Source organism: Nodularia spumigena CCY9414 (assembly GCF_000340565.2).
GTDB lineage: Bacteria > Cyanobacteriota > Cyanobacteriia > Cyanobacteriales > Nostocaceae > Nodularia > Nodularia spumigena.
The window spans coordinates 264,866-290,638 of record NZ_CP007203.1; the positions used below are offsets into that span (position 1 = coordinate 264,866).

Here is a 25,773-nt window from a genome sequence, read left to right on the forward strand (position 1 = left end):
AGTATGGAAAGGACTAAAGTCCTTACTACAAACCTTCTTACTGGAAAATTTGATCAAATTTACCTTGGGCTTCTATTCTTCCTGCTTTCAAGACAATAATCTGGTCGGCGCGACGCAACACAGAAGGGCGATGCGAAACTACAAGACAGGTTGGTGTCCAAGAATTATCTTGCTGTTCAGAACTATTCACAAATATCCGCGACCATAACGCCAATTCTGTCTCCACATCCAAAGCGCTGGAAAGGTCGTCAAATACTAATAATTCCGGTTGACGGATAAACATTCGCGCTGCTGCTACTCGTTGCATTTGTCCACCAGAAAGTCGCACACCTTTGGAACCAACTAATGTTTCTAAGCTTTCATTCATAGTAGCTAAATCTTGTTCAAATACAGCCATATTTAAAGCTGTGGCGATATCTATTTCATTTTTAGACAAGCCCAACAAAATATTTTCGCGCAGGGTATAGCTAAATAGTTGCGGAATTTGGGGAGTATAAGCGCTGCGAGGTGGAACAAAGAAACTGGCGGTATTTTCTATAATATTCCCGTTCCAGTAAATTTCCCCACTTTGTTTAGGTAACAATCCTAATAACAAACGCAGTAATGTAGTTTTACCAGCACCAATATGACCAGTAATTACAGTTAAACTACCACGCTGAATTTCAAAGCTGATATCTGTAACTCCTTGGTTAGTACCAGGATAAATATAAGTTAGATGAGATATTCTCAAAGATTGGAGATTATCTGTCTCACTTTTACCAGGTTGTTTTATTACTGGTAAATCTTTCTGAAGACCATTCAAATCATTTAAATAAAGTTGATTGGGAGCTACTAAAATATATACTGATGCACCAGAGAGTAAACTAGCCATTCTTTCAAAAGACACTTCTGTGTGCTTAGACAACGCCATAAAACCACCAGCAGAAGTAAAAAAGCTGGTTACAAATGAGAGGTTATATACAAATAAAGCAAAGTCGCCTACTGTTAATTGATTCACACCACTCTGCATTAATTGAGAAGCTAACAGCAAAATTATTCCTGTCCCCAAATTAACCATATTTTGAAAGGAAGAATTGAGAATAGCGTTAAACAAACTATCCTTAATCATTGTCTGACGGCGTTGGTCATTTAAGGTGCGAAAATAATCCAACACATTTTTTTCTGCGCCAGCTACTTTAATCGCTTGAACTGAACCAAATATTTCACCTAATATTCCTGTAACTTTTTCGGTGGCTTTGCGGCTGGCTTTTCTGTACTTTTTGATCCGCGTTTCGGCTCGTTGCAGAATTGCTACCATTCCTACTAAAGGCAGAAATACAAACAGTGTCATCCGCACATTAATAGTCAATAAAACTACTAAACAAATAACAGCAAATATTCCTTCTCCTGAAACTTCTGATATCCATGCTACGTTGTCTTCTATTTGTTCAGCATCATCACGAAAATAGCTAATTATTTCACCTTGAGATACGGTTTTTTCTGAATTTTCATTCACAACTATTGGCTGTGATGTGGGATTTTCAAACAGGCGGTCTAACAAATTATGGCGCAGTAATGACCGCATCAGAAAACGGTGTTGGGTTTTGGTAACTCGCCCCGCAAATATAACTACTATATGTCCTAAGTTCAGTGCTAGTAATAATGCAATTAAGGCTAGAGGTGATAGTCCTAACTGTGTCTCGTTTGTTAAACGGTTGAAAAATTCGCGGATGATTAAGCCGGGTAGGGCTGGCAAACCCATAATTAATATCCAGTAGATGCTATCAAGGATATATAGTTTTGGTTTGTAGCGAATAAGTTGCCATATTAGTTCCCAATGTTTAGGCTTTTTTGTTGTTGTCATGATAGTTAGTAAAGAGAAGAACCTCACCCCAGCCCTCTCCTTAGTAAGGAGAGGGAGCATGATTTTTTTGCGGCTGTGCTGGATGAATTATATGAGAACTACGAACCGCAAAGTACGCATTGGCGCTAGCCTCTCCCTTTGGGAGAACTACACAAAGGAAGAAGGGAGGGCGTAAATAAATCAACTATTCTCATCTGATGAAAAGCCTATAAAATCAAATTTTTGACTTTTGACTTTTGATTTTTGACTTCCGCGCTGCGGTGTTAGGTTAATAAGTCGGTTAAGCCAGTTTGTAGTAACTGGGAAAAACGTGATTCGGGATTTTTAAGTAATTCTTCTCGTTGACCATATTCTCTAATTCGACCTTGCTCTAAAATTAATATTTGATTTGCTTTTTGTACGGTGGCTAAACGATGAGCAATAATGATGCCTGTACGTCCAGTTAGTAATTTATCAACGGCTTTTTCAATTAGTTTCTCGGTAATGGGGTCAAGGCGTGAGGAGGCTTCATCTAATATGACTAAACCAGGATCTTTGAGGAATACGCGCGTAAATGCGAGTAACTGCGCTTGTCCCGCAGATAAGCCGCTACTATCTGTCCCCAAATTTGTATCTAAGCCTTGGGGTAATAAATGCAACCATTGTGATAATCCTAATATTTCTAAGGTTTCATAGATGCGTTCGTCGCTAATATTCTGGTTAAAAAAGGTGAGATTATTTCGTACTGTTGTTTGAAACAGTTGTACATCCTGGGTGACTAATCCTATTTTTTGAGGTAAATCTGTTAAGTATGTCTGGTTAATTGGTACGCCACCCAAGTGAATTGAGCCTGATTTTGGGTCATACAATCTCAGTAATAACCGTGCTAGGGAAGATTTACCGCTACCTGTCCGCCCCAATAAACCCAAGATATGTCCAGCAGGTAAATTAAAGGATATGTCTTGCAGTACCAAATCTTCATCTTGGGATTTTCGGTCATTGTAGCTAAAGGAAAGGTGATCAAAGTTTACCGAAAGTGCGCCTTGAGGAAGTCTTTGTTCTCCTCCTGCACTGAGTTGGGATTTTTCTTGCAGTAAGTCTTGAATGCGGTAAATACTGGCTTCTGCTTGTTGCAGGTCTTCAAATTGGTTGCGAATTTGTTCAATGGGTTCGCTGAGTAAGTTTGTGTAGTAGTATAGTAAATATACTGTGCCGATAGTAATAATATTTTGACTCCAAAGGTAAGCACCAACGGTTAAAGCGATCGCAGTTCCTAATGCAAAGATACCGTTTGTCGTACTCCAAAGAATTGTACTGGCAAAGCGGGCTTGATGAAAGATGGGTAGCCAGCCTTGCAAAATTTTGTGGAAGCGTTGCATCACATAGCTTTTAGCACCATTGGCGCGAATGTCTTCCATTCCGGCTAATTGTTCCCCGACGAAACCAAAGAAATCAGCACTAATTTGGCGATAGGTTCTCCAATAGGGAACGGCTATGGAACGCAGACGTATTAAAGTTCCTAATGCTGTCAGGGAAAAAAAGGCGATCGCAATCCCAGCACGCCAATCTTCAGCAAATAGCACTACAATGACACCTGACATCAACAGCAAATTGCCCAAGATGTAAACGGTGAATTTGGAGAAGAATTGCGAAAGAGTCTGAACATCACCATCTACTCTCTCTAGTAATTCACCGGGTGTAGTGTATTTGTGAAAGGATAAGTCTAGTTGCAAACAATGCTCAACTAAGTCAGCGCGTAAGGCGTTGGTGGCTCTCCAGGCGACGTTTTCACCGTAGTAGGTAGCAGCAATGGTGATTAGTTGAGTTATTAAGGCTACACCTATAAATAGTAGGGCTGATATGAGTAGGTTTCGCCCAGAACCTCCTGCTACGGCTGTGTCAATGAAATAGCGCAGAATTTGGGGGTTGACTAATTGTAGTCCGATGCTGGCTAAGAGTGCGATCGCAAACTTAAGAACCCTGCCCTTTTGGGGTTGAAGATAATCTACAAGTAAATTCCAGTATTGCCGTAGTCCAATTTTCATAAAGCTTTAGCGGTCAGCAAGGCGGATTGTGGAGAAGAAAAGAGAATAATTTTTAGCTAATTATCCTATTTTACGCTTAATTATGCCTATTTAATGCGAATATATCTTGATATATGTATTGATCTTTGTTGCTTTTTTGAGTAAGTGAAAACTGATTCAATTCTCTATCGACTGTTTAAAACGTTTCCCGGTGTTTTCTTTGAACTGCTGGGTCAATCTCCAATTGAAGCGGAAGCCTATGAATTTTTATCAGTGGAAGTCAAACAAACGGCTTTTCGGATTGATGGAGCGTTTTTGCCGAAACAACCAGAATTAGACCGTCCGATTCATTTCACTGAATTTCAATTTCAACCTGATCCCGGACTTTATTCCCGTCTCCTCACGGAAATTTTTATGTATCTGGATAAAACGGAAATACTCAACGATTGGCGGGGAACTGTTATCTGGATGAGTCGCCGTCTCGACCCTGGTGTACCGATGCGCTACTGGGAGTTTTTTGATAGTCAACGAGTGCAAGTCATTTACCTAGATGAGTTGAGAGACTTGGCTAATCAGTCAATCGGTTTAGCAACTCTTACGTTGGTACTAGAACCACCAGAACAAGCCAGTGTAAAAGCGCGGATTTTAATTGAGAGGAGTAGACAAGTTATTGATCAACAGGTGAGTAGAAAATTAGTAGAATTAATAGAGACAATCATTGTTTATAAGTTTCCTCAAAAGAGTCAAGCGGAGATTCAGGCAATGTTAGGATTAGGCGATTTGAAACAAACAAGGGTTTACCAAGAAGGCTTGGAAGACGGAGAGCGTAAGGGGCGCGTTGAGGGTAAACTTGAGGGTAAACTTGAGGGTAAATTTGAAGGTAAACTTGAAGGTAAACTTGAAGCAGTACCTCGGTTATTGAAGTTGGGGTTAACTTTAGAGCAGGTAGCAGAAGCACTGGAATTAGACGTTGCAGAAGTTATAAAAGCTGCGCGATAAGCGCTTGCATCTTGCCACAGGCGAGTGAAAATCACTGCTACACAGGCATGAAATGTACCTTCTTCCCTCCGGGAAGGCCGCTACGCGAGTATTGAGAAAGCATAGTGTTTACTAGGTGCATGAGATACATATAAAAACCTCACCCCTCTCCTTAGTAAGCTTGTGTGTACATATTAGCCCCTAGTAGTTTACTTCGACTTTTGTGTACACAGTAGCTCCTAAGACAGATGCAAAGTGACTCAGGTGAGAATAGCCCACAGCATGGGCAACTTCGGCAACAGACAATTTTTGTTCTGCTAACATTTGTTTAGCTTGTTCCATGCGATGATCATGCAGGTAGCCAAAAACTGTAGTCCCAAATATTTGCCGAAAACCCTGCTTCAGTTTTCGTTCATTCACCACCTAGATTAGCAAAATTTAGAGAAGATTTCTCAATATAAACCCAAAAAAATCAGCATTAACTTGGCGATCAGTTCTCCAATAGGGAACGGCAATGGAACGCAGATGTATTACATTTCCTAATGCTGTGAGGGTAAAAAATGCGATCGCTAAACCAGCGCCCCAATATTCGGCAAAAAGATAGGTTTAGTTGCAAATAGTCCTCAACAATGAAATTGACATACTCCCCGACATGAATGACGGGGGCTTTATGTCTCAGGGACTTCCAAGAAATAAATTCTCCAATTGAACCTATCCCTAAAGCAAAAGCTACGCTTTAGCGTAACGTGCGCGAAGCGCATACCACACCAGACACAGAGGACACGGAGGAATAAAAGTTTCAGAGGTTTTTGCGTTAGATGGTTGAGTATTTTTTAATTGGAAGTCCCTCACGAATAGTAAGAGGAGGTGAGGGTGGCGTATTATTCCATTGCCTCAGTTGTCTTTGCATTTAATCTCATAAAATTGTAGTTGTCCGTAGTCAAACGTAGCTATACCCGTCACTACAATGAACCTTAGTAATATCTTTCATTGTTGAAAATTCAACTCTAAAACCATTGATAACAATCTCACATCCGTTTTTTGTGGGAGTTTTAACACGACTTACATACTTTCCAGAAGTTATGTTTTTACGATCTTTGTGCAAAGTAGCCTTAACAAAATCTCCTGTAGAAACATGAGTGAATATTTTTTTAGGCTCAGTGCAAGGAAAACCAAATTTATTGATCCTACAGAATCTTCTGCAACTATGCCCCGTGCTTTTTACTGTTAAAATTTTTGTTGTCAGTATTTTGAGAGTTTCAACTTTTCCTACACAAGCAGCATCAATCCAATGAGTTTTAGGCAATCCTAAACGAGTTCTATTAAACTTAGTTAAACCTCCTGAACCTGTTGTTATAGGTAATCCAGTTTCTTTTAACTTATTAAATAAAGCCCATCTCGTTGAATTTACAGCAGACGCATCTTTTAGTGGACGCTTGGCTTGGGATAAAATTTGCTTCAACAACTCAGGCTTTTTTGCTAAAAACTTCTCAATATCTTGAGTACCTTTTTTGATATTGCATTTCTCACAAGCTAGACACAAATTAGAAATTCTATTAGTTCCTCCTTTGGCTTTTGGTTTAATATGCTCAACTTGTAAAGGGACATTTTCCGCAGTACAGTATGCACATTTTCTATTCCATTTATTCAAAAGATATTCACGGACTTCATACCCTTGTAACTCTCCCTGTTGATACTCAAAGCCTGATATCTCCGGGTTTTCTAGCTGCTGTAGGTCAAACCTAGCAAGCTCTTGAACTATGTCAGTTATTGGGGCAAAATTACATAATCTTTTAACCCAAGTGTTAATAGTTAAAACTCTATGGCTTAAAGAAGGTGCTAACCAACCTTGAGGTTTAGTGCGGTTAAGAAATCTAGCTTGACGATAACGAGTATGTCTAGAACGTCTTCCTCGCCTTACTCCTTTTCGAGTTTCTAGGCTTTCTTTAATAGCTAAACCTCTGTGTTGTAATTCCATACCCCAGATGACTTTATTATTTTGAACTAACGCAAAACCTGTAGTTTTACTCCCTGGATCTATTTTTAATTCAATCGGTTGAGTTGGAACTTCAGATTTAGGTTCTTTCAAAATTATGGTAAATGGAAATCTTCTAAATACAGCAGCTTTTTGTTGATTTAATAAAAAACGTGCATCTCCTGGATGAATTGGAGTAAGTGGTTTTTTGTTGGTATCAAGAACTAGAACAAAATTAGACATTTAAATTTCACCTTTTCAGGGTAATGTTTGCTTCAACCTTGTTATCTGAGCTTGTTATGCTAAATACACTATCCTTGCGGATTGTTTAATAAGTAGCAACATGGCAGGGGACTAGCGAATCCCAAGGTGTTATGACCTAGATAACGTTTACTCATGTTTTGAGTGGTTTGGTTCACATAAACTACAGATTACTCCGTTTATTTATGCTCTCTTCTGCTTATCCAACTTCAGCATTAACACACCCAAAGGAGGCAGACATAAATCTAGGGAATAAGGACGACTGTGCAATGACCAGTTATCCGTCCATTTACCACCTAAATTGCCCATATTACTGCCGCCATAGGGACGGGCATCACTATTAAACAACTCGGTATAAAATCCTTCTTGCGGTACACCAATGCGGTAGTGAGAATGGGGTTGGGGTGTGAAGTTGCAAACCACGATGACGAAATCATCAGAATCTTTGTCATAACGGACAAAAGAAACTACACTATGGCGGTTGTCGCTACAATCAATCCACTCAAAACCATCCTGGGCAAAATCTTGGGTATATAAAGCTGGTTCAGAACGGTAAAGATGGTTGATGTCTTGGAAAAACTGCTTTAATTGTTGGTGGTCTTCATACTGTAATAATTGCCACTCCAAGTCAGCCCAGACATTCCACTCACTCCATTGTCCAAACTCCATGCTCATAAACATGGTTTTCTTTCCTGGGTGAGCGAACATATAGCTAAATAAACAACGCACATTCGCTAACTTCTGCCATGTATCACCGGGCATTTTGCCAATGATATTGCTCTTACCATGTACCACTTCATCATGGGACAAAGCCAGCATGAAGTTTTCACTGTGGTTGTACCACATACTAAAGGTAATATTATTTTGATGGAACTGGCGGAACCACGGGTCCATGCTGAAATAGTCCAGCATATCGTGCATCCAGCCCATATTCCACTTTAAGTTAAAACCTAATCCGCCTGTGTAGGTAGGCCAAGATACCATAGGCCAGGAAGTGGATTCTTCCGCAATTGAGAGAACACCAGGAAAATAACTGAACAGAAGGTGATTTACCTGACGCAGAAAATCTGCTGCTTCTAAGTTTTCTCTGCCACCATATTGGTTAGTTACCCATTCTCCTGGTTCACGGCAATAGTCAAGGTACAGCATCGAAGCGACAGCATCAACCCGAATTCCATCAATATGGTATTTGTCAAACCAGAAGAGGGCATTTGCTACTAAGAAATTTCTAACTTCGTGACGATTGTAGTTGAAAACTAGAGTACCCCATTCCTTATGTTCGCCTTTGCGGGGGTCGGAGTGTTCATAAAGGTGACTACCATCGAAGAAGGCTAAACCATGACCATCTTTAGGAAAGTGACCGGGAACCCAATCGACAATTACGCCTATATCATTTTGGTGACATTTGTCAACAAAATACATGAAATCTTCAGCGCTGCCAAACCGGGAAGTAGGGGCATAGTACCCAGTTACTTGATAACCCCAAGAACCATCAAAGGGATGTTCGGCAATAGGTAGCAGTTCTAAATGGGTGTATCCCAATTCTTTGACATAGGGAATCAGTCGGTCTGCTAGTTCTCTGTAGGTCAGGAAACGTGCGCCTGGTTTGAGTTCGGAAACTACAACTACAGGTTCTGTCTCGCCATTGGGTAATTTAGCGGGTTCTGAACTAGATGCGTGTAACCAAGAGCCTAAATGTACTTCGTAGACTGAAATCGGTTGGGTGAGGGGGTCAGTGTGACGACGTTTTTCCATCCAGTTTTCGTCAGACCAAGTGTAAGCACTTAAATCAGTGACAATGGATGCCGTTTTCGGACGGGGTTCTTGCTGGAAACCGTAGGGATCGGTTTTTTCGTAAATATGTCCTTCAAAATTTTTAATTTCATATTTGTAATGCTCTCCCACGCCGATTTCGGGTATGAATAATTCCCAAACCCCTGTAGAACCTTTTCGCATCTGGTGTTTACGTCCGTCCCAGAGGTTGAAATCTCCTAGCAGGGAAACGTTACGAGCATTGGGGGCCCAAACGGCAAAATAAACGCCTTTCACACCCTTGATTTCTGTGGGATGCGCTCCCATTTTCTCGTATATCCGGTGATGATTGCCTTCGGAAAACAGATGTAAGTCAAAGTCTGTCAAATTGGGAGAACGGAAGGCGTAGGGGTCATAAGTGACACGCTCATGTTCGCCTTCTTTAATCCGTAATTGGTAGTTTGTCAGTTCTGCTACTTCAATTAGGCATTCAAAAAAATGCGGATCATGTACTGCCTGCATTGGGTATTCCTGACGTTGTTCAGGCAGAACTACCCATGCGGCACTGGCATTTGGTAGGTAGGCTCGCACAGCCCAGACTTTTTTGCCATTTTGTTCTATGTAATGAGAACCTAGTATTTCAAAGGGGTCGTGGTGCTGATTCCCTACTATACGGTTAACCTGTTCTGGGACAATTGTGGTCATGGACATGAAGCTACCTACATCTAAATAAAGTAATTGAATGATATACAGCGATCGCTGACTCTATGGAGTACAGCCTGGTTTTGCTCAGAAAAACCTAAATTTATGGTTTTAAATATATTGGTTACATTTATTTGTCATTTTGTCGCCACCGTTATCGTACATCACAATGGGGCATCAATCTTTTCAGGATGATCTGTTGATGGTCAAATATGCACATAAAAGTAACTTTGTCAAATATCTAAAAAAGGAAAAATTTGCAGTAAGGCTTTACGTAACTGGATGAGGAAAACAGTTTGCCGTAAACCGGCACTCAGTTTAGGTGGAGGACTGACTTGTAGCTGTTCTTGTAGTTCTGCGTATTCGGCAGCATTTAGAGGTTTGCCATCAATAGGCGATCGCGCGTCTATAATAATTTCTGTCCTCAGTATTTCTTCTGGTATATCTTCTGGCGGTGGTAATGCAACTACAGATGTCCCCCAATAGCTAGTTAACCACAGCAGAATGCTCGTGCTAACAATTAAAACCCAAAATCCTATTTTCTGGTTCTTCCTCATTTTCCCACTCCCCACACTCCCCACACTCCCTCACCTCACAATCCCGGCGGTAATGGTTCATTACACAATTGATGGATTTGGACAATGCGTTCAAATAACCAAGGATATCCTTGACGATACTGGGGAATGAGTGCTAAAGGACTCAGTAAGGCAGCTGCGCTAATGTCTGCCACACTTAACCTATTTCCTACTAAGTAATCATTTCTTTGCCAGCGAATAGATAACTCTGAAAACGCAGTGACCAGTCTATTTTTAGCTAATTCTACACTAGCCTGGTTGATGCCATATTGTTGGCGCACTACTGAGATTACGGTCTGACTAAGTAGTGAAGGGTCTATTTGCTTACCTTCCCCTGCGCGAAACTGATAATATACAAATCTCGTGGCTGTACCGATGCTTTCATCTAACCAATCTTCTAGCATCCAGGCTTCTGCCTGCTGTTCATGGTCAGGTAAGAATAACGGTGGTTCTGTTTGGTAAGTTTCCAGAAATTTTAAAATTGCGGTAGAATCAGCGATCGCATCCGGTTGACCTACAACTTGCGGTAACAAGACAGGCAGAGTCTTCAAACCCGTCAGGGGCTTAACTCGCAGGATATGCAAGCCAGGAGTCAGATTTTCACTCTTATAATTAATTTGCTTATAGCCCAGCCCTAGACGGGCTTTGCGACAATAATGAGATGTACTAAATTGCAGTAGCAACATAAAACTACTTTTTCCCACAATAAGGATAAATTTTATACGCTTAACTGCGAGATCTTCAAAGGAACTATCTTGATTGAACAATCATAGCAGTAGTAGGACTTACGCAAGATTATGAAATAAACAACCACAGAAGCCGCAGATAACACGGTGGAATGAGAGTTTCAGGAATTCCTGCGTAAGTCCTCAAAAGAACACTTGGTTGGAAATGTAAGCATATTTACCAGTGTCCTTGCTCTGCCGCCTTAATGAGAGGTTTTACTCCACTTAACAAGAAGATGCTGTATGCTCGCCCAAAAGGAAACAAACTGATTTCCGGAGGAAATTACACCATGAATCACCTTTTTTGGGCGGGATGGCTCCCATGAAAATTTATGGAGTGGTCTCAGGTACAGGGGTAGGAGCAGGGGTAGCACCGTCAGTTGGCTCACTAGGAGCTGCAGGTGAAGCTGCAGGTGGAGCTTCACTAGGCTCTGGAGCAGGCTCACAGGCTCCTAAAACCGTAGCCAGCCCTAACATTAGAACAAAACCAAAGACTTTTGTTTTCATAATCAACTCCTCTTTCACCAAATAATAGCGAGAAAAAAAATTCGCCTGTTGAATAAGATAACCTATTTGTCCCTAATTTTTGAAATGCCTTGTACTGAGATTTTCAAGAGCAAGACTTTAGGTTGATTTTTGGGAGTTTAGTTATTATGCAGTAGACTGATTAATCTCTCTGGCTGAGGAATACAGTCACCGGATAGCCGAATGTATATTAATAAATTTGGTAGACAACCAAGACATCACATGAAAAATTATTTATTTTCCTAGGGTCTTGCCGTTTGCTGCCTTGTGTTGCCATACTTTAAATGCCATATTGCAGCTTACTGATTATAACTATTACAATACGCAGCTAATGCCATCATTAGTCTAGTTACCTATCAGAACAGTTAAAAAAGTGTAATGTTTTTGGTGTAATGTTGACGCAGAACACGATTCTCACCTTAGCCAAAACAGGCAAACGTTCTAAAACCCAGTATTTTAAACCTAAAAATATTTATGGCTGTTGTTCGTAAATCAGCTGTTTCCACAACAGGTAATTGGTTCCGAAGAAATTCTACCCCATCGAATGGGAAGCGGCGCTCTATGCCCCTAGGATCAACCGTTGGCAGTGCATCCACATTTGCAGATGAACCTTTGCCAGTATCCTCAAAAAGACACCGACGTTCTTCAAAGAAATTATCTGTCTCTGCCACTAACGCATTGCCAGAGGTGGCTAAACAACCAGTACCCCAGCATAAAAGTCAGTCAAACATAACAACCCAGAAAAATCTGAAGCCAACCGAAGGTAGTCTACCTGTGATGCCTACTTCTGGGGCAGCACCTTTTTGGTTACTGCGGTTGTATACTTCACATCGTTATTCCTCAGTTGTGACGTTTTTATTGGTGTCAGCAACTCTATTTGTTTATGGTTGGACAGTATATTCTCAAGAACTGTGGAGTCAGGGATATAACAGGCTGCAAAACCTGCAACTTCAGGAACGGCAGTTAACCACAACCAACGCCACCCTCAAGAACAAAATGGCTGAGGAAGCGGAACAGGAAACAGCAGGGCTAGTGTCACCAACACCAGCAAGGACAATTTTTTTGCCTACAGCATCTCCATCTTATAGTTCTCAAGCCACACCCACCAGTACACCACCGAATTTGGAAACGCAGCAAAACACCCCCTCGCCACTAGGATATTAACGTGAGTTCGACGTAACCTAACCCCCCTTGAGAAGGGGGGAAATTTTCTGAAAATCCCCCTTTTTAAGGGGGATTTAGGGGGATAATATCACTTGTGTGTACACAGTAGCCTTGTAGGGGAGAGGAATGGAAGCGGGGTCATATCCAGCTTATCGAACTCATGTGATATTAGAACAGTGAACAGTTATCGAAGCTTGAGTTATGGCGATTATTCCCTGTTGAGTCATGTACATACCTTTGTAGGGGGAATTCATCAATTGTCCCCTACCGCAGTATCTCAGCCTACTCAGAAATGCTAGGAGGATTTAACTGATAACTGATAACTGATAACTGATAACTGAGCAGGTCAATGCAGAAATCACCGAGTAAATTAAAATTGGGAAATTTTCGGAATCCAGGACTTAGAAAGGGAAGGAAGCCTTCTAGTTTAGGGTTTATGCAGAAGTTTAGGTTTACCTCTAATACTCAAGACCAGATACCAAATACGAGATCACGATTATTTGTGGTCTGGGGCATATTAATGACCGCAGGCTTGGGGTTGGCTATTAATTTGTATCAGTTGCAGATTATCCAAGGAGCAAAGCTAACGCAGAAGGCGCGCAACCAGCAAATGGTGAAATTACGCCCTTTCGTTCCTCGTCGTCTAGTGGTAGATCGCAGTAACAATGTATTAGCGGTTGACCGTCCTGTATATACCTTGTATGTCCATCCTAAGCTGTTTAATCGGTCTAATCAACAAATGGCAGAACGGCTGGCTCCCATACTGGACAAAACCCCTGCTGAGTTGGTGAAAACTTTTGAAAGCCAAAAGAGTGGAATTACTCTTGCTTCTGCCCTACCGGAAGTAAATGCTGGCCGTGTGAGATCATTGCGCTTAAATGGCTTGGAATTGATTCAAAAATATTCCCGATATTACCCGCAAAAGAATGTGGTTGCAGACGTTGTGGGCTACGTAAATATTGACCGTCGTGGTCAGGCTGGTGTGGAATACAGTCAAGAGAAGTTATTAGAACGTACCGTGCAGACAGTGGAGCTGAGTCGGTCGGGTAATGGGAGACTGTTGCCAAATCATGCACCGGAAGGATTTTTAAATTTTGATGACCTGCGACTGCAACTAACTATTGATAGCCGTTTGCAAAGGGTCGCCCGGACTGCTCTACAAGCACAGATGGAGAAGTTTCAGGCTAAACGTGGGGCGGTAATTGTCATGGATGCCTCAAATGGTTCTTTACTAGCTCTGACTTCTTATCCTACCTATAACCCCAATGAATACTCTAAAGCTGATATTTCCCTGTTTAAAAACTGGACAGTGGCTGATCTTTATGAGCCGGGATCGACTTTCAAGCCGTTGAATGTGGCGATCGCTCTGGAAAATGGTGCCATTAAAGCAGATGATTTGTTTAATGACCCCGGTTCTATTCAGATAGGTGAACACACCATCAGAAATGCCGGTCTCAATAGTCATGGACTCATCAATATTGCCAAAATCCTGCAAACTTCTAGCAATATTGGCATGGTACGAATCATTCAACGTATGCAACCAACAGTCTATTACAACTGGCTGGAACGCTTGGGACTAGGGCAAAATGTAGAGACAGATTTACCCTTTGAAGTTAGTGGACAGCTCAAAGCTCAAAAAGAGTTTCTCGGTTCGCCCATTGAAGCAGCAACTACATCCTTTGGCCAAGGCTTTTCTGTGACACCGTTACAGTTGGTGCAAATGCACGGGGCTTTAGCCAATGGTGGTAAATTAGTTACACCCCATGTAGTCCAAGGGTTAGTAGATACCAAAGGGCAGATGCATTATTCGCCCAATCTTCCCAAACCACGCCAAATTTTCTCACCAGCCACAGCCCAAACAGTTGTGGAAATGATGGAAACTGTTGTATCAGAAGGTACTGGAGAGCCTGCACAAATTCCGGGTTATCGCATTGCTGGTAAAACAGGTACATCTCAAAAAGCTAGTCCTAATGGGGGCTATATCCCCAATGCGCGCATCACTAGCTTCGTGGGTATTTTGCCAGTAGAATCTCCCCGCTATGTAGTTTTTGCAGTAGCGGATGAGCCAAAAGGAGCAGATGCTTACGGTTCTACTGTCGCCGCACCCATTGTCAAAGCCGTGATGGAAGCGTTGATTCCCATTGAACGGATTGGGCCAAGTCAGGAAACCAAGACAGACTCTCAAGTAAAACAGTAATAGGACTTACGCATAATTTACGTTTTCTTGGCGTTCTACAGCCCTTGCGGGCATCGCTGCGCGCGGGCGACTTGGCGGTTAGATAAATCAACATTTTTGGCAATTGTTGCGTAAGTCCTGAATATATAGGACTACTATTTGATCTTTGAACAGACCCATAGTAACGCACCAAAGCCTGAATAATGGTGCGTTACAGATTTTATTTTCAGGCACATTATAAGACTTGATTTTTTTGATAAATAAAACCGGATTCCTGTATATAGCAAGTTTCGCATATGACAAAATAGCATTATTCCCAATACTTATCCGATATGGACAAATTGCCCCTAAAGCAGCTGGTTGAAAGTATTTATCAGCAACTACTGCCTAGCTTACAAATTGAAAGTGTCAATCCCCATAATCCCATCAAAGTTAGCTATCTTCCACAACCTTGGCAGTTGCTTGGTACAGGAAATTATGCCGCAGTAGTCTATCACCCTGATTACCCTGATTCTGTAGTCAAAATTTATGCCCCAGGACGGCCAGGCTATGAAGAGGAAGTAGAAGTTTACCGTCGTCTAGGTTCTCATCCAGCTTTCTCTGAGTGTTTCTATGCTAAAGATGACTTTTTAGTCTTGAAACGCCTTTATGGAAAGACTCTCTACGATTGTATGCACTTGGGTTTACCTATTCCCAAACAAGTCATACGGGACATCGATGAAGCTCTGGAATATGCCCGAAACAACGGACTCCACCCTCATGATGTCCACGGTCGTAATGTCATGATGTACCAAGGTAGAGGATTAGTTGTAGATATATCAGATTTTCTCCATGTAGAACCCTGCTTAAAGTGGGACGACCTGAAAAAGGCTTATTACTGGTTATATCTCCCTTTATTGTACCCACTACGTCTGCGCGTGCCATATCCTGCCTTAAATATGATCCGCAAATGTTATCGTCTAGGACGTTCTCTCAAAACTTCCTGTGGTCAATTAATCCTCAGATTACTGAAGTTTAGAGTAAATAGTCAAAGATCAGACTAGTACAGTACGGCGTAAATAGGACAACCATTTAAAATCAATCAAAAGCCTATAAAGTCAGACTTTTGACTTTTGACTGTTGACTTTTGACTTCCGCCTTGCGGTACTAGGATGTACTATTCTGGGTAAGTCTGTTTGAGTGCTTCTTCTATTGCACCTACACGTTGGTAAGCCTCTATTAGTTCATGAGATTTCGTTCTGCGCTTTGCTAGCATATCTTTTAATGGCGTTAATAAATGCACATCTGAATCATCGCCCAGAGAAATTTCAGCTACTTGTAAAAGCTTGGCAGCATTAGCAAAAATATCTACATTATCAAAGCCTTCTTTTGCCGAAATTTGATGTAAATTTGGGTCAGGTATAGTTGCTCTACCTTGTAAAGTTTTATCTAATATCAAACCTTTCAATAATGCCAATAAAGCCCCATACATAGAAAAATCATCACAACTATCACAAGCTTTAAATTCAATGCGTCCGACTTCAGCCGGAATGCGGGCAATTTTTGTTAATGAAGGGATGCTTTTAATTAATTGTTCCTGGTTCTCCACAAACACTAGCGCTGCGGATCTTTTTCCCGTTCTGACAAAAGTTCGTACTGATAAACCATCCCATAATCCCCCATTATAAAAAGGAGAACTATAACTAAAAGGAACGATATAGGGACTATAATAAGTCAGTTTTTTGCCAATATCAATTACATTTTCAATTGGTAAATCTGCTACTGAAATATTTAAATCTGGACCATAAGTCACCATGTAAATATTAGCAGTGCGTTCATCAGGATAAGTCTGTAACTGTTTGAGTTCATAATCATTTAAAGGGGGTTGAGGCTCAAATACAGTTTTATGGGGGTTAAAGCTAGTTAAAACTGGTGAAAAACCGTAGCCAGTCGCCACTTCGCGCAGGAGGTGGAAACTTTCTGATAATTCAGTTAAAGCGCCTTGAATATCAGAGTGGATAGTGGTTCTGATTTCGATACCTTTAGGTAAACAGTCAATTACTTTGTCAGAATCAGCAAATCTTTCAAATCCTTCAATATACCATCTTTTTTGTCTAATACCAGCATCACCAACGCGTAATTGGGCATAATCGTTGGGGTATGTAGGTAGTTTTTCCACAATTTGATCAAAGTCAGCGAATTTAGTTTGGGAAAAATCAGCAAATTTTCCTTCTTGGTTCAGGAAAGCGACTTCATGCTCAATGCCAAAATAAAATTTCATGTATAGTTAATGACCAGTAATTAGGGTTGTGTAGTTAAACTAATGCTACTTGCGTCTCCTGTAGGACTCTATCTGAGATACTTTCGCATTAATTAATTTATCAAATTTGTAGTCAGTTGCACTAAAATTTTATGTTAATTTCGAGTTTGTCATTCTGGGTTGATGCTGGTTTAAATTAGCAGAGATGAATTATGAGGTTAAGTGTAGATTTCTTGTCAAACACATTTATTGCACAAATTAACTGACTATGTTTTAGTTTAACTAGAAAAATTATCAAGATAAATTTTAGATATATTTATACAATTTGCGAAACTAGCCTGATGGAGATGGCTACAAGGCGATACCGACGGGAGCCTGCGCTAAAGCACTGACAAGTCGCACAATTACTGTGTATCATTATGTAAAGTAGATTAGTATTGAGCAAGGAAAATTTGAGGCGTGACTATGACAAGTGCCGTGAAATCTCCTTACAGTAGTGAACAAATTACCGCTTGGTTACGTGGTCTGCTGACAATTGCTTGGGCTGATGGTAACTTTGATCCTGAAGAACAGCAATTAATTACCAGTCTGACTAAGGATGAATTAGCTCTAGGGGTTGAGTTGGATTCATTAGAGATAATTACACCAGAGGAATTAGCTGCAAAGTTGGGTAAAAGAACAGCAGCAGCCGAAAATTTTACTCGTACAGCTGTGATGGTGGCGATCGCTAATGGTACATATTCCCCCAGCGAAGATCAAGTAATGCAGCAGTTATACACGGCTTTGGAACAGCCACAAGACATCCTAGAATCCTTACGCCATACCCTAGCACCAGCAGAGCAGATTTCCACCCTAGCACCACCGGAAGCGCCTCCACATGATGTACTTTATCCCCTGCGTGACTGGCTAGACGGGCTAGAAATCCATGATCCTAGAGTAGCCCGTTTCTTATGCAAAATGATTCCTTCTCAGTGTCCTTTTGAGCGGGATATCACTTTATTTGGACGCAAAATTGTTCACATTCCACCATTGTGTCAAATCAACCCACTGTATGAGCAACTGGTGGGTTTACGTTTTCGCGCCCTCTCCTATTTAGCAGATGAATGTGGTGAGGATATTTCGCCATATATCTAGTCATTGGTCATTGGTCATTGGTCATTGGTCATTAGCATTAGTTAGGTAGGATAATGTCAAGTAGGAGGTTTCAAGAATTACGGGTTTATCAATTATCTGAAAAATTAGCTGACGACATCTGGAAAATTGTTAATAATTGGCAGCCACTTGCACAAGGTACACTGGGTAAACAAATAATCCGTTCAGCAGATAGCATTGGTGCGAATATAGCAGAAGGTGTAGGAAGAGGAAGTTATCAAGATAATCGTCGTTTCGTCAAAATAGCTAGGGGGTCTTTGTACGAAACTCAGCACTGGCTCAGACGAGCATATCACCGTAAGCTGCTAACTAATGAACAAATAGATGCATTAAAGCTAACCATCAATGAACTAGCACCCCAATTAAACGCATACCTGAAATCAATTGGTAACGTTCCAGATGACTAATGACTAATGACTAATGACCAATGACCAATGACTAATGACTAAATTATGCAATTTATTGACCAAGCACTCATAGAAGTTGAAGCTGGTAAAGGTGGCGATGGTATCGTCGCCTTCCGACGTGAGAAATACGTACCAGCAGGCGGTCCCTCTGGTGGAAATGGGGGACGAGGAGGTTCAGTAATTTTTGTAGTTGATACCAACTTGCAAACTTTGCTGGACTTCAGATACAAGCATCTTTTTAAAGCCGATAATGGTGGACGTGGTGGACCAAATAACTGCACCGGCGCTAATGGTAAGGATTTAATCGTCGAAATTCCCTGCGGTACGTCTGTTTATGATGGAAGTACAGGGGCTTTACTATGCGATTTGGTTGAACCTGGACAACGTTTTCGGGTAGCTGAAGGCGGAAAAGGTGGATTAGGAAACCAGCATTTCTTGAGTAACCGTAACCGCGCCCCCGAATATGCTTTACCTGGACTTCCCGGAGAAATGTTGGTACTGCGTTTAGAATTGAAACTTTTGGCGGAAGTTGGAATTATTGGCTTACCAAATGCTGGTAAATCTACACTAATTTCTTCTCTATCAGCCGCACGTCCTAAAATTGCTGACTATCCTTTTACAACTCTGATTCCTAATTTGGGTGTAGTCAGAAAACCCACTGGGGATGGTACTGTTTTTGCTGATATTCCCGGTTTGATTGAAGGTGCTTCTCACGGTGCGGGTTTGGGATACGATTTTTTACGTCACATTGAACGCACAAAGGTTTTGTTACACCTCATTGATGCGACTAGCGAAGATGTGATTGGTGAATACAAGACAATTAAGCAGGAGTTACAAGCCTATGGACGAGGTTTAGCCAAGCGTCCGCAAATTTTGGTGCTGAATAAAATTGATGCGGTTGATAGGGAAACAGTGGATTTAGAAGCTTTAGCTACTGAACTTAATCACCTTTCTCTGTCTCCTGTTTTCTTGATTTCAGCAGTTACCCGCACAGGTTTAGAACCAATGTTACAGGAACTTTGGGGAATTCTTGACCAAATGAATGCGGCTGAAGAAAAAGAAGTGGAGGTTTTGCGGTAAGTAAAGAAAATTAGTTGACTGGCTAAAACTGTAAAGACTGGATTTATGCTAATTCAGATATTTATTTTGAGGGTTCCAGGATCTCTGGAACTTCTCGCAGTTTAGCTCTGTGATAAGAGAAATAAATAAGCGTAGCCAGCCAATCTAGTTTTTCCAGCTTTCTATTACAAGGAGAATAATGATTATGCAATTACAAGAACAACGCTATTATTCGCCTGAAGAATACCTAGAACTAGAAGTAAATTCAGAAATACGCCACGAATATATTGATGGTCAAATTATCCCCATGACAGGCGGAACACCCAATCACAACCAACTTGCTCTTAATTTAAGTGGGACGCTAAATTTTCTGCTCAAGCGTCAACCTTATCGAGTTTTTATTACAGACCAACGCCTATGGATACCTAAAAGGCGCATTTACACTTATCCTGATGTTATGGTTGTGCAAACTCCTTTGGAATATCAAGAAGGTAGAAAAGATACTCTTGTCAACCCAGTGATGATTGCTGAGGTGTTATCAAAGTCTACTAAAAGTTATGACCGCGATGAAAAGTTTGCTGCTTATCGCACAATTAGCAGCTTTTGTGAGTATATTCTGATTGACCAGTATACTATGCACGTTGAGCATTACTGCAAGACTGATAATAATAAATGGATTTTTTCTGAATATGATGATGGGGATGTGACTTTAAATTTAGCTGCTGTTCCTTGTCAAGTTTTGTTGGCGGATATTTATGACCAGGTGGATTTTAGTGTGGAGGAGTAAGATGGATTTCACGCAGAGGCGCACCAGTCGCAGAGGTTAGACTTTGAGAAACCAGTTTTGGCGATACATGAGATAAGCTATTGCTAACCAGAATAAGAGGGTTACTAGGGCGAATAAGAATGAACCGTTGAGAGTACCCGCCCACGATGCGAAAATGTTTTGGTAAATCCAGTTGTAGGTGCTGATGGCGGTTTCACCTGTGCCGATTTTGGTTCTGACTAAGATTTTAATTAATAAAATGGATGCTGTGAAGAGGGCGATCGCATTTAATCCCATTATTTCAAAAGCCTTACTCCAGCGCCGTATCTGTCGCACTTCGATGAGTTCATAGCAAGCTGCTAGCAATAGTAACGCCCAACCATTGCTGAAGACTACATAGGAACTTGTCCACAGTTTTTTGTTGATGGGGAATATCCACCCCCACGCCCAACCTATAATTAAGCAACCAATCCCAAATAATCCTAACCCTATGCTTGTGCGTGTTTTTACGGGCTGATTGCGTATCCATTGCCCTGTAAAGTAGCCAGCTAAAACATTGACAACGGCGGGAATGGTGCTAAATAATCCCTCTGGATCTCCCAAGTTTTGATACCCATCACCTGCATATAAGTGGACTTGGGGAATAATTAAACGGTCGATATAAGCGCCAAAGTTACCTTCTCGTGTCAGTACACCCGCGCCATATTCGGGAACTGGGACATACATCATGGTTAGCCAATAGCCTATGAGTAATACACCTGCTAGTATCCATTGTCCTTTGCGTGGTAGGTTGAGGACTGCTAAAGAAGCCAACAGGTATGCTAAACTGATACGCTGTAATACTCCCATGATGCGGATTTTACTTAAATCAAAAGTCCAAATTCCCTGATTCCAAAAGCCATTAAGTAGCAACCCCAAAGCAAATAATATGGCGGCGCGGCGGAATATCCGCGAGTAACCTTTTTCGGTATACTTTGATAAGGAAAAGGACATTGCCACACCGACAATAAACAAAAAGAAGGGAAATACTAAGTCTGTGGGTGTGCAACCGTGCCAATCTGCATGAGCTAAGGGGGGGTATACTTCACCTGCTACTCCTGCCATATTGACTAAAATCATAGCAGCAATGGTAATACCGCGAAAAACATCTAATGAAGACAGGCGCATAAAGGGAATTTTATATTTAATTAATTTTCCTAAATCCTTTTGTAAATACCATTTAAATGCGCTTATCTTGGCTAATCTATAAATATCTTAATTTTTTTAAACGTTAGACTAATACAAGCTACAAAAAACTTAAGATGCAGCTAGCGCCACTGTTCCCGTTTTTTTATCGCATTCTCCAACCGAGTTTTCCTCATTGTCTTTGGAGTGGTAATGGTTATAATAAGGCGATCGCACTCACGTTTGATGATGGACCCCACCCGGAATACACACCCCAAGTATTGGCTGTATTAGAGCGTTATAATATTAATGCGAGTTTTTTTTGGTTGGGTGCTTGCGTCAACCGTTACCCAGGTATTGCCAAAGCGATATGCGATCGCGGACACTGGATAGGATTACATGGTTACGATCATCGCTCTTTTCCCACACTTTCGCCAAATGACCTGCAAAACAGTTTAGCAAAAACTCAAGCTGCAATTTACAATGCTTGTGACTTGACACCCGAACAAGTATGCGACGTGCGACCCCCCAACGGTTTATTTACACCCCAAACCTTAAAATTATTTCTTAAGTGGAATTACCGCCCCGTCATGTGGAGTGTTGTACCAGAAGACTGGGTAAGACCGGGGGTAACTACTGTCGTCCAACGAGTTCTCAAACAAGTGGAGAACGGTTCACTAATTGTTTTGCATGATGGTACTTGTGGTGGACAAGATGTTGCTGCCACAATCAAGATACTAATTCCACAATTACTAGAGCAAGGCTATGAATTTGTGACTGTTGATAGTCTTTGGCAACAAAATCAAACCAAGCATCATTTCACAGCCAGTCATGCTGAATGATGTACTACGAATTATCCACGCTTCGCTTTTTCCTCTTCAGAAACTTGAGTCTCAGAATTGCTCATGATGGCTGAGTTCTCAGTTCCCAACAAATTGTGTATGTCACTTAAGGAAACTGGTTCATCTACAGGCTTTTCTGATAACTCACTCATATCTTCAATTAGGTCTTGCACTTGGCAATTCAAAGCCTTGCAAAACCTAATAATTCTTTCAATATGGTCAGTCCCAGTTCTACCACTTTCCCAATTTTGGATAGTGCTTTCAGTCACGCCTACAAGACGCGACAGTTCAAGCTGGGTTAGCCCTGCTTTTTCACGAAGCAAAGCGATCCTTGGTTTTGGCTTGTGTTTCACAGCTACAGCACTTTTATTTTATCTATAGTCGTATATTATATCACAAAAATACCAAAACCTAGAAAATGACTAAAAAACTTTCGTTTCCACTCCACATACTGAGAATTTCCCTTTTCCATACTTATTAAAACCCAAGAACCCCACCCCGCAGGCCTACCGTGTACACACAAGTCTTATCAAGTTGCCTAACAGCGTTTCGATCCCCCCTAACCCCCCTTGAGAAGGGGGGAAAATTGCTTAAAGTCCCCCTTGAGAAGGGGGATTTAGGGGGATCAGATCACTTGTGTGTACACCGTGGTTCCTTGAGAAGGGGGGGAAATTGCTTAAAGTCCCCCTTGAGAAGGGGGATTTAGGGGGATCAGATCACTTGTGTGTACACCGTGGTTCCTTGAGAAGGGGGGGAAATTGCTTAAAGTCCCCCTTGAGAAGGGGGATTTAGGGGGATCAGATCACTTGTGTGTACACCGTGGTTCCTTGAGAAGGGGGGAAAATTGCTTAAAGTCCCCCTTGAGAAGGGGGATTTAGGGGGATCAGATCACTTGTGTGTACACCGTAGCCCCGCCTGCGGGGAGGGGATTAAGGAGTGGGGTGCAATGACTGTGGGAATTATAACTAATTATGCGAACATGATATAAGCAAAGTTTTAAAAGATACAATATATATCTTCAACAAAGAATTTAGAGACGTTACATGGAACGTCTCTACAAGGGTTCACTATCAACTAGAGAAATTATCTACTCTGACATCCTTCCAAATATCGGAAACTTGCCAACCGGAGTTACCCACAGATTGGATAATGGGATGAGTCCGTAAAGGAATATAGTTAATTTCTCCATTTTCTAGATATTCTTCATAGTCCTCAACTATCGGTTCTGGAATATTAGGAGTTTCTGCTGGAGGACTTTGTTCTTCGGCTTCCTCCATGAGCTTGATTTTATCGAGGAGAAGCTTTTCAGATTTTTTGATTAGTTTCATGTTAAATTCAAGGGTTGGAAAACTGGACAATGAACTACCCCATCTTACTTCGTTGAAGATGGGGTTTCTACATCCCCATCAGTAAGTCGAGATTTTTGACGTTTCCTACGACCTAGTTGCTTCATACTTCCAGCTTGCTTACGCTTACTGGTGTTTGAAGTAGAGCTAGAATCATCCACGTCTAATAAGAAACAGGCTTACCAAACTTTTTATATGAAGTAATGCGGTTAGATACGGCGGCGTTATACAAATCTTTGTGAAGTTGGCGATGGTAGGACAACATTTCACTGACTTGTTTATGAGGATATAGTCGGAAAGTTGCTCTACGTAACGCCATAATCAATCACACCTTTGCAAAATTTGCCTATCTTATAAAATTAGAGTTGTCAAAAACTCAACTGTCCTCAAGATTCTTTTACTTGCAGTAAAAAACAATCTTGAGAACGTTTTGTTTTTGACTTGCTTACATCCCCACTCTGCTGACGCTGAGGATGGGGAATTACGCAAAACTGTTAAAAAAACGAAAATCTTTAATATTGATTCTGATAGAGACTTGTGTAGTCTTACAAGAATCTTTAGAGAGATCCGCAAAAAGTTATTATTAACTTTGGTGTGAGAAAAGTTACTTAGCCAGCACTATATCAAAGCGATTATACTGTAAATCTTCACGCATTGATTACAATCTTCAGAAATACTTTCTACAGTATCAAGATTTTTGCCCCTTGCGTGCAAGTTTCACAGGCTTCTAAAGAGTTAGTTGTAATTCTCAGAATCCCCCAGCTTTAGTCATAACCGTAGCTAGGGGAATATTCAAATACTAAATGCCCAAGTTTGTAGCAGCAGCACTGATTAAGGAATCAGGATGAGTGATGGGCAAATCACCTGTGATTTCCCAGAAGAACGCACCACCAATTCCCTGCTGTTTAACGTAATCAGTATCTCCATTGAGTCCATCTGCATATAGACTAACGTTACCGTCTGGATCTACATCTGCAAAAGCGTAGAACAAATGGGTGAGTTTATTAACCGGAATTTCCTCTGGGTTAGTATTGCTATCAATTCGCCAAGAGGGTATGTATCCACCCAGAATATAATCTGGACTAACATCATAATGCCTCATTAAGTTGGATATTGCGGAACTGACCATTACTATCAGGATTAAGTACATCATGGTCATTGGCAAAGGTGAGATAGTTGAAATTGCCCGTGAAGTAATCTCCTACGGTAATACTGTAAGATTGCCAACCAGAACCAGTGCTATAGTTTTTAAAGTCATCGAGTCCCCAATTTTGAGTTCCACTAAGTTGGAATAAGTTTCCAGGGTTATTGATGACATCATTGTCAGTATCAAAACCAATACCGTGAATTTCTCCTCGTTTGCTGCTTTGGAATTCAAATTCCAGGATGGTGTTGTTGGTAATATTGTAATTACCAATGTCCAGTTTTTTCCAGGTGTTACCGGATAGTCCTAGTTGAGTTTTATCAGCAGAGATAACGTATTCATCTGTGACATCTTGGGAGGCGGCGGAAAGAGCGTATTCGTTGCTACTACCGTTGATATTGACGCTGAGGTTGTTATTCTGATTCTCGTAGAGTTGGATGTTGCGGAACTGACCATTACTATCAGGTGAGGCTACATCATGGTCATTGGCAAAGGTGAGATAGTTGAAATTGCCCGTGAAGTAATCTCCTACGGTAATACTGTAAGATTGCCAACCAGAACCAGTGCTATAGTTTTTAAAGTTATTCAGTCCCCAATTTTGAGTTCCACTAAGTTGGAATAAGTTTTGGGGGTTATTGATGACATCATTGTCAGTATCAAAACCAATTCCGTGAATTTCTCCTCGTTTGCTGCTTTGGAATTCAAATTCCAGGATGGTGTTGTTGGTAATATTGTAATTACCAATGTCCAGTTTTTTCCAGGTGTTACCGGATAGTCCTAGTTGAGTTTTATCAGCAGAGATAACGTATTCATCTGTGACATCTTGGGAGGCGGCGGAAAGAGCGTATTCGTTGCTACTACCGTTGATATTGACGCTGAGGTTGTTATTCTGATTCTCGTAGAGTTGGATATTGCGGAACTGACCATTACTATCAGGTGAGGCTACATCATGGTCATTGGCAAAGGTGAGGTAGT

General features: G+C 41.2%; 23 protein-coding genes. 9 read left to right on the forward strand and 14 right to left on the reverse strand.

Translation table 11 applies throughout. The annotated features are described in order from the left end of the window. Positions 1-37 precede the first annotated feature (37 nt). Together NSP_RS01205 and NSP_RS01210 are read right to left on the reverse strand one after the other, a co-directional pair. Positions 38-1,843, reverse strand: coding sequence for an ATP-binding cassette domain-containing protein (locus tag NSP_RS01205; RefSeq protein ID WP_017803724.1), 1,806 nt, complete (start codon positions 1,841-1,843; stop codon positions 38-40). Between the two features lie 263 nt (positions 1,844-2,106). Then, positions 2,107-3,867, reverse strand: a complete 1,761-nt coding sequence (locus NSP_RS01210) for an ABC transporter ATP-binding protein (protein WP_006197936.1) — start codon at positions 3,865-3,867, stop codon at positions 2,107-2,109. A gap of 144 nt (positions 3,868-4,011) precedes the next feature. On the opposite strand from NSP_RS01210, the gene NSP_RS01215 reads away from it, so the two are divergent. Beyond that, a complete protein-coding gene (locus NSP_RS01215; RefSeq protein ID WP_006197935.1) occupies positions 4,012-4,845 on the forward strand; it encodes an Rpn family recombination-promoting nuclease/putative transposase in 834 nt (277 codons plus the stop codon). A gap of 180 nt (positions 4,846-5,025) precedes the next feature. Here NSP_RS01215 and NSP_RS01220 read toward each other — a convergent pair whose 3' ends face one another. The 5 genes from NSP_RS01220 to NSP_RS01240 form a co-directional block, all read right to left on the reverse strand. Continuing rightward, positions 5,026-5,244 carry a helix-turn-helix transcriptional regulator gene (locus NSP_RS01220; RefSeq protein ID WP_231859518.1) on the reverse strand — a complete coding sequence of 73 codons (219 nt, stop codon included), beginning with the start codon at positions 5,242-5,244 and terminating at the stop codon, positions 5,026-5,028. Positions 5,245-5,764: 520 nt separating this feature from the next. Further along, positions 5,765-7,042 (reverse strand): RNA-guided endonuclease IscB, encoded by a 1,278-nt coding sequence (gene iscB, locus NSP_RS01225; protein ID WP_006194169.1) that lies wholly within the window; start codon positions 7,040-7,042, stop codon positions 5,765-5,767. 201 nt (positions 7,043-7,243) lie between these two features. Further along, on the reverse strand, positions 7,244-9,523 hold the full coding sequence (gene glgB, locus NSP_RS01230) for a 1,4-alpha-glucan branching enzyme (RefSeq protein WP_006197933.1): 2,280 nt from the start codon (positions 9,521-9,523) through the stop codon (positions 7,244-7,246). Between the two features lie 224 nt (positions 9,524-9,747). Continuing rightward, complete coding sequence (locus tag NSP_RS01235) at positions 9,748-10,071, reverse strand: hypothetical protein (protein WP_006197932.1); 324 nt, start codon at positions 10,069-10,071, stop codon at positions 9,748-9,750. Between the two features lie 35 nt (positions 10,072-10,106). Beyond that, entirely contained in the window at positions 10,107-10,775 is a 669-nt protein-coding gene (locus NSP_RS01240) for a glutathione S-transferase family protein (protein ID WP_006197931.1), read from the reverse strand. 1,038 nt (positions 10,776-11,813) lie between these two features. Here NSP_RS01240 and NSP_RS01245 point away from each other — a divergent pair. The 3 genes from NSP_RS01245 to NSP_RS01255 all read left to right on the forward strand — a co-directional run bounded on the left by NSP_RS01245 (position 11,814) and on the right by NSP_RS01255 (position 15,722). After that, positions 11,814-12,503: a hypothetical protein gene (locus NSP_RS01245; protein WP_006197929.1), complete on the forward strand. Its 690-nt coding sequence runs from the start codon at positions 11,814-11,816 to the stop codon at positions 12,501-12,503. Between the two features lie 349 nt (positions 12,504-12,852). Next, a complete protein-coding gene (locus NSP_RS01250) occupies positions 12,853-14,700 on the forward strand; it encodes a peptidoglycan D,D-transpeptidase FtsI family protein (protein ID WP_173403247.1) in 1,848 nt (615 codons plus the stop codon). A gap of 311 nt (positions 14,701-15,011) precedes the next feature. Then, positions 15,012-15,722: a serine/threonine-protein kinase gene (locus tag NSP_RS01255; RefSeq protein ID WP_006197926.1), complete on the forward strand. Its 711-nt coding sequence runs from the start codon at positions 15,012-15,014 to the stop codon at positions 15,720-15,722. Positions 15,723-15,835: 113 nt separating this feature from the next. On the opposite strand, the gene NSP_RS01260 is transcribed toward NSP_RS01255, so the two are convergent. Then, positions 15,836-16,939 (reverse strand): hypothetical protein, encoded by a 1,104-nt coding sequence (locus tag NSP_RS01260; RefSeq protein WP_006197925.1) that lies wholly within the window; start codon positions 16,937-16,939, stop codon positions 15,836-15,838. Positions 16,940-17,383: 444 nt separating this feature from the next. Here NSP_RS01260 and NSP_RS01265 point away from each other — a divergent pair, with 444 nt between their 5' ends. The 4 genes from NSP_RS01265 (at position 17,384) to NSP_RS01280 (ending at position 20,323) form a co-directional block, all read left to right on the forward strand. Next, a complete protein-coding gene (locus NSP_RS01265; protein WP_006197924.1) occupies positions 17,384-18,052 on the forward strand; it encodes a Mo-dependent nitrogenase C-terminal domain-containing protein in 669 nt (222 codons plus the stop codon). 53 nt (positions 18,053-18,105) lie between these two features. Beyond that, on the forward strand, positions 18,106-18,477 hold the full coding sequence (locus tag NSP_RS01270) for a four helix bundle protein (protein ID WP_006197923.1): 372 nt from the start codon (positions 18,106-18,108) through the stop codon (positions 18,475-18,477). Between the two features lie 45 nt (positions 18,478-18,522). Next, positions 18,523-19,557, forward strand: coding sequence for a GTPase ObgE (obgE, locus tag NSP_RS01275; RefSeq protein WP_006197922.1), 1,035 nt, complete (start codon positions 18,523-18,525; stop codon positions 19,555-19,557). Positions 19,558-19,741: 184 nt separating this feature from the next. Continuing rightward, positions 19,742-20,323, forward strand: a complete 582-nt coding sequence (locus NSP_RS01280) for a Uma2 family endonuclease (protein WP_017803726.1) — start codon at positions 19,742-19,744, stop codon at positions 20,321-20,323. A 36-nt stretch (positions 20,324-20,359) separates the two neighbouring features. Here the strand turns inward: NSP_RS01280 and NSP_RS01285 are convergent, their stop codons facing one another. After that, entirely contained in the window at positions 20,360-21,469 is a 1,110-nt protein-coding gene (locus NSP_RS01285; RefSeq protein WP_006197920.1) for an acyltransferase family protein, read from the reverse strand. 134 nt (positions 21,470-21,603) lie between these two features. Between NSP_RS01285 and NSP_RS01290 the strand changes: the two genes are divergently transcribed. Continuing rightward, complete coding sequence (locus tag NSP_RS01290; protein ID WP_006197919.1) at positions 21,604-22,308, forward strand: polysaccharide deacetylase family protein; 705 nt, start codon at positions 21,604-21,606, stop codon at positions 22,306-22,308. An 11-nt stretch (positions 22,309-22,319) separates the two neighbouring features. Here the strand turns inward: NSP_RS01290 and NSP_RS01295 are convergent, their stop codons facing one another. The 5 genes from NSP_RS01295 to NSP_RS25825 all read right to left on the reverse strand — a co-directional run. Next, positions 22,320-22,661 (reverse strand): helix-turn-helix transcriptional regulator, encoded by a 342-nt coding sequence (locus NSP_RS01295; protein WP_017803727.1) that lies wholly within the window; start codon positions 22,659-22,661, stop codon positions 22,320-22,322. A gap of 717 nt (positions 22,662-23,378) precedes the next feature. Next, positions 23,379-23,636 carry a hypothetical protein gene (locus tag NSP_RS01305; protein WP_006197917.1) on the reverse strand — a complete coding sequence of 86 codons (258 nt, stop codon included), beginning with the start codon at positions 23,634-23,636 and terminating at the stop codon, positions 23,379-23,381. A 181-nt stretch (positions 23,637-23,817) separates the two neighbouring features. After that, positions 23,818-23,973 (reverse strand): hypothetical protein, encoded by a 156-nt coding sequence (locus NSP_RS24640; RefSeq protein WP_410175084.1) that lies wholly within the window; start codon positions 23,971-23,973, stop codon positions 23,818-23,820. Positions 23,974-24,453: 480 nt separating this feature from the next. After that, positions 24,454-24,756, reverse strand: a complete 303-nt coding sequence (locus NSP_RS01310) for a hypothetical protein (RefSeq protein ID WP_006197915.1) — start codon at positions 24,754-24,756, stop codon at positions 24,454-24,456. After that, positions 24,743-25,773, reverse strand: a 1,031-nt coding sequence (locus tag NSP_RS25825) for a hypothetical protein (RefSeq protein WP_044482717.1), incomplete at its 5' end; no start/stop codon positions are given. The genes NSP_RS01310 and NSP_RS25825, both read right to left, overlap by 14 nt.

What these genes read in the sequence shown, in the direction of transcription:
- NSP_RS01305 (WP_006197917.1), bottom strand. Translation starts at nt 23,636, where the DNA reads ATGAAACTAATCAAAAAATCTGAAAAGCTTCTCCTCGATAAAATCAAG.
- NSP_RS01205 (WP_017803724.1), bottom strand. Translation starts at nt 1,843, where the DNA reads ATGACAACAACAAAAAAGCCTAAACATTGGGAACTAATATGGCAACTT.
- iscB (WP_006194169.1), bottom strand. Translation starts at nt 7,042, where the DNA reads ATGTCTAATTTTGTTCTAGTTCTTGATACCAACAAAAAACCACTTACT.
- NSP_RS24640 (WP_410175084.1), bottom strand. Translation starts at nt 23,973, where the DNA reads ATGGCGTTACGTAGAGCAACTTTCCGACTATATCCTCATAAACAAGTC.
- NSP_RS01310 (WP_006197915.1), bottom strand. Translation starts at nt 24,756, where the DNA reads ATGAGGCATTATGATGTTAGTCCAGATTATATTCTGGGTGGATACATA.
- NSP_RS01240 (WP_006197931.1), bottom strand. Translation starts at nt 10,775, where the DNA reads ATGTTGCTACTGCAATTTAGTACATCTCATTATTGTCGCAAAGCCCGT.
- glgB (WP_006197933.1), bottom strand. Translation starts at nt 9,523, where the DNA reads ATGTCCATGACCACAATTGTCCCAGAACAGGTTAACCGTATAGTAGGG.
- NSP_RS01270 (WP_006197923.1), top strand. Translation starts at nt 18,106, where the DNA reads ATGTCAAGTAGGAGGTTTCAAGAATTACGGGTTTATCAATTATCTGAA.
- NSP_RS01290 (WP_006197919.1), top strand. Translation starts at nt 21,604, where the DNA reads ATGCAGCTAGCGCCACTGTTCCCGTTTTTTTATCGCATTCTCCAACCG.
- NSP_RS01255 (WP_006197926.1), top strand. Translation starts at nt 15,012, where the DNA reads ATGGACAAATTGCCCCTAAAGCAGCTGGTTGAAAGTATTTATCAGCAA.
- obgE (WP_006197922.1), top strand. Translation starts at nt 18,523, where the DNA reads ATGCAATTTATTGACCAAGCACTCATAGAAGTTGAAGCTGGTAAAGGT.
- NSP_RS01265 (WP_006197924.1), top strand. Translation starts at nt 17,384, where the DNA reads ATGACAAGTGCCGTGAAATCTCCTTACAGTAGTGAACAAATTACCGCT.
- NSP_RS01210 (WP_006197936.1), bottom strand. Translation starts at nt 3,867, where the DNA reads ATGAAAATTGGACTACGGCAATACTGGAATTTACTTGTAGATTATCTT.
- NSP_RS01285 (WP_006197920.1), bottom strand. Translation starts at nt 21,469, where the DNA reads ATGCGCCTGTCTTCATTAGATGTTTTTCGCGGTATTACCATTGCTGCT.
- NSP_RS01235 (WP_006197932.1), bottom strand. Translation starts at nt 10,071, where the DNA reads ATGAGGAAGAACCAGAAAATAGGATTTTGGGTTTTAATTGTTAGCACG.
- NSP_RS01260 (WP_006197925.1), bottom strand. Translation starts at nt 16,939, where the DNA reads ATGAAATTTTATTTTGGCATTGAGCATGAAGTCGCTTTCCTGAACCAA.
- NSP_RS01280 (WP_017803726.1), top strand. Translation starts at nt 19,742, where the DNA reads ATGCAATTACAAGAACAACGCTATTATTCGCCTGAAGAATACCTAGAA.
- NSP_RS01245 (WP_006197929.1), top strand. Translation starts at nt 11,814, where the DNA reads ATGGCTGTTGTTCGTAAATCAGCTGTTTCCACAACAGGTAATTGGTTC.
- NSP_RS01250 (WP_173403247.1), top strand. Translation starts at nt 12,853, where the DNA reads ATGCAGAAATCACCGAGTAAATTAAAATTGGGAAATTTTCGGAATCCA.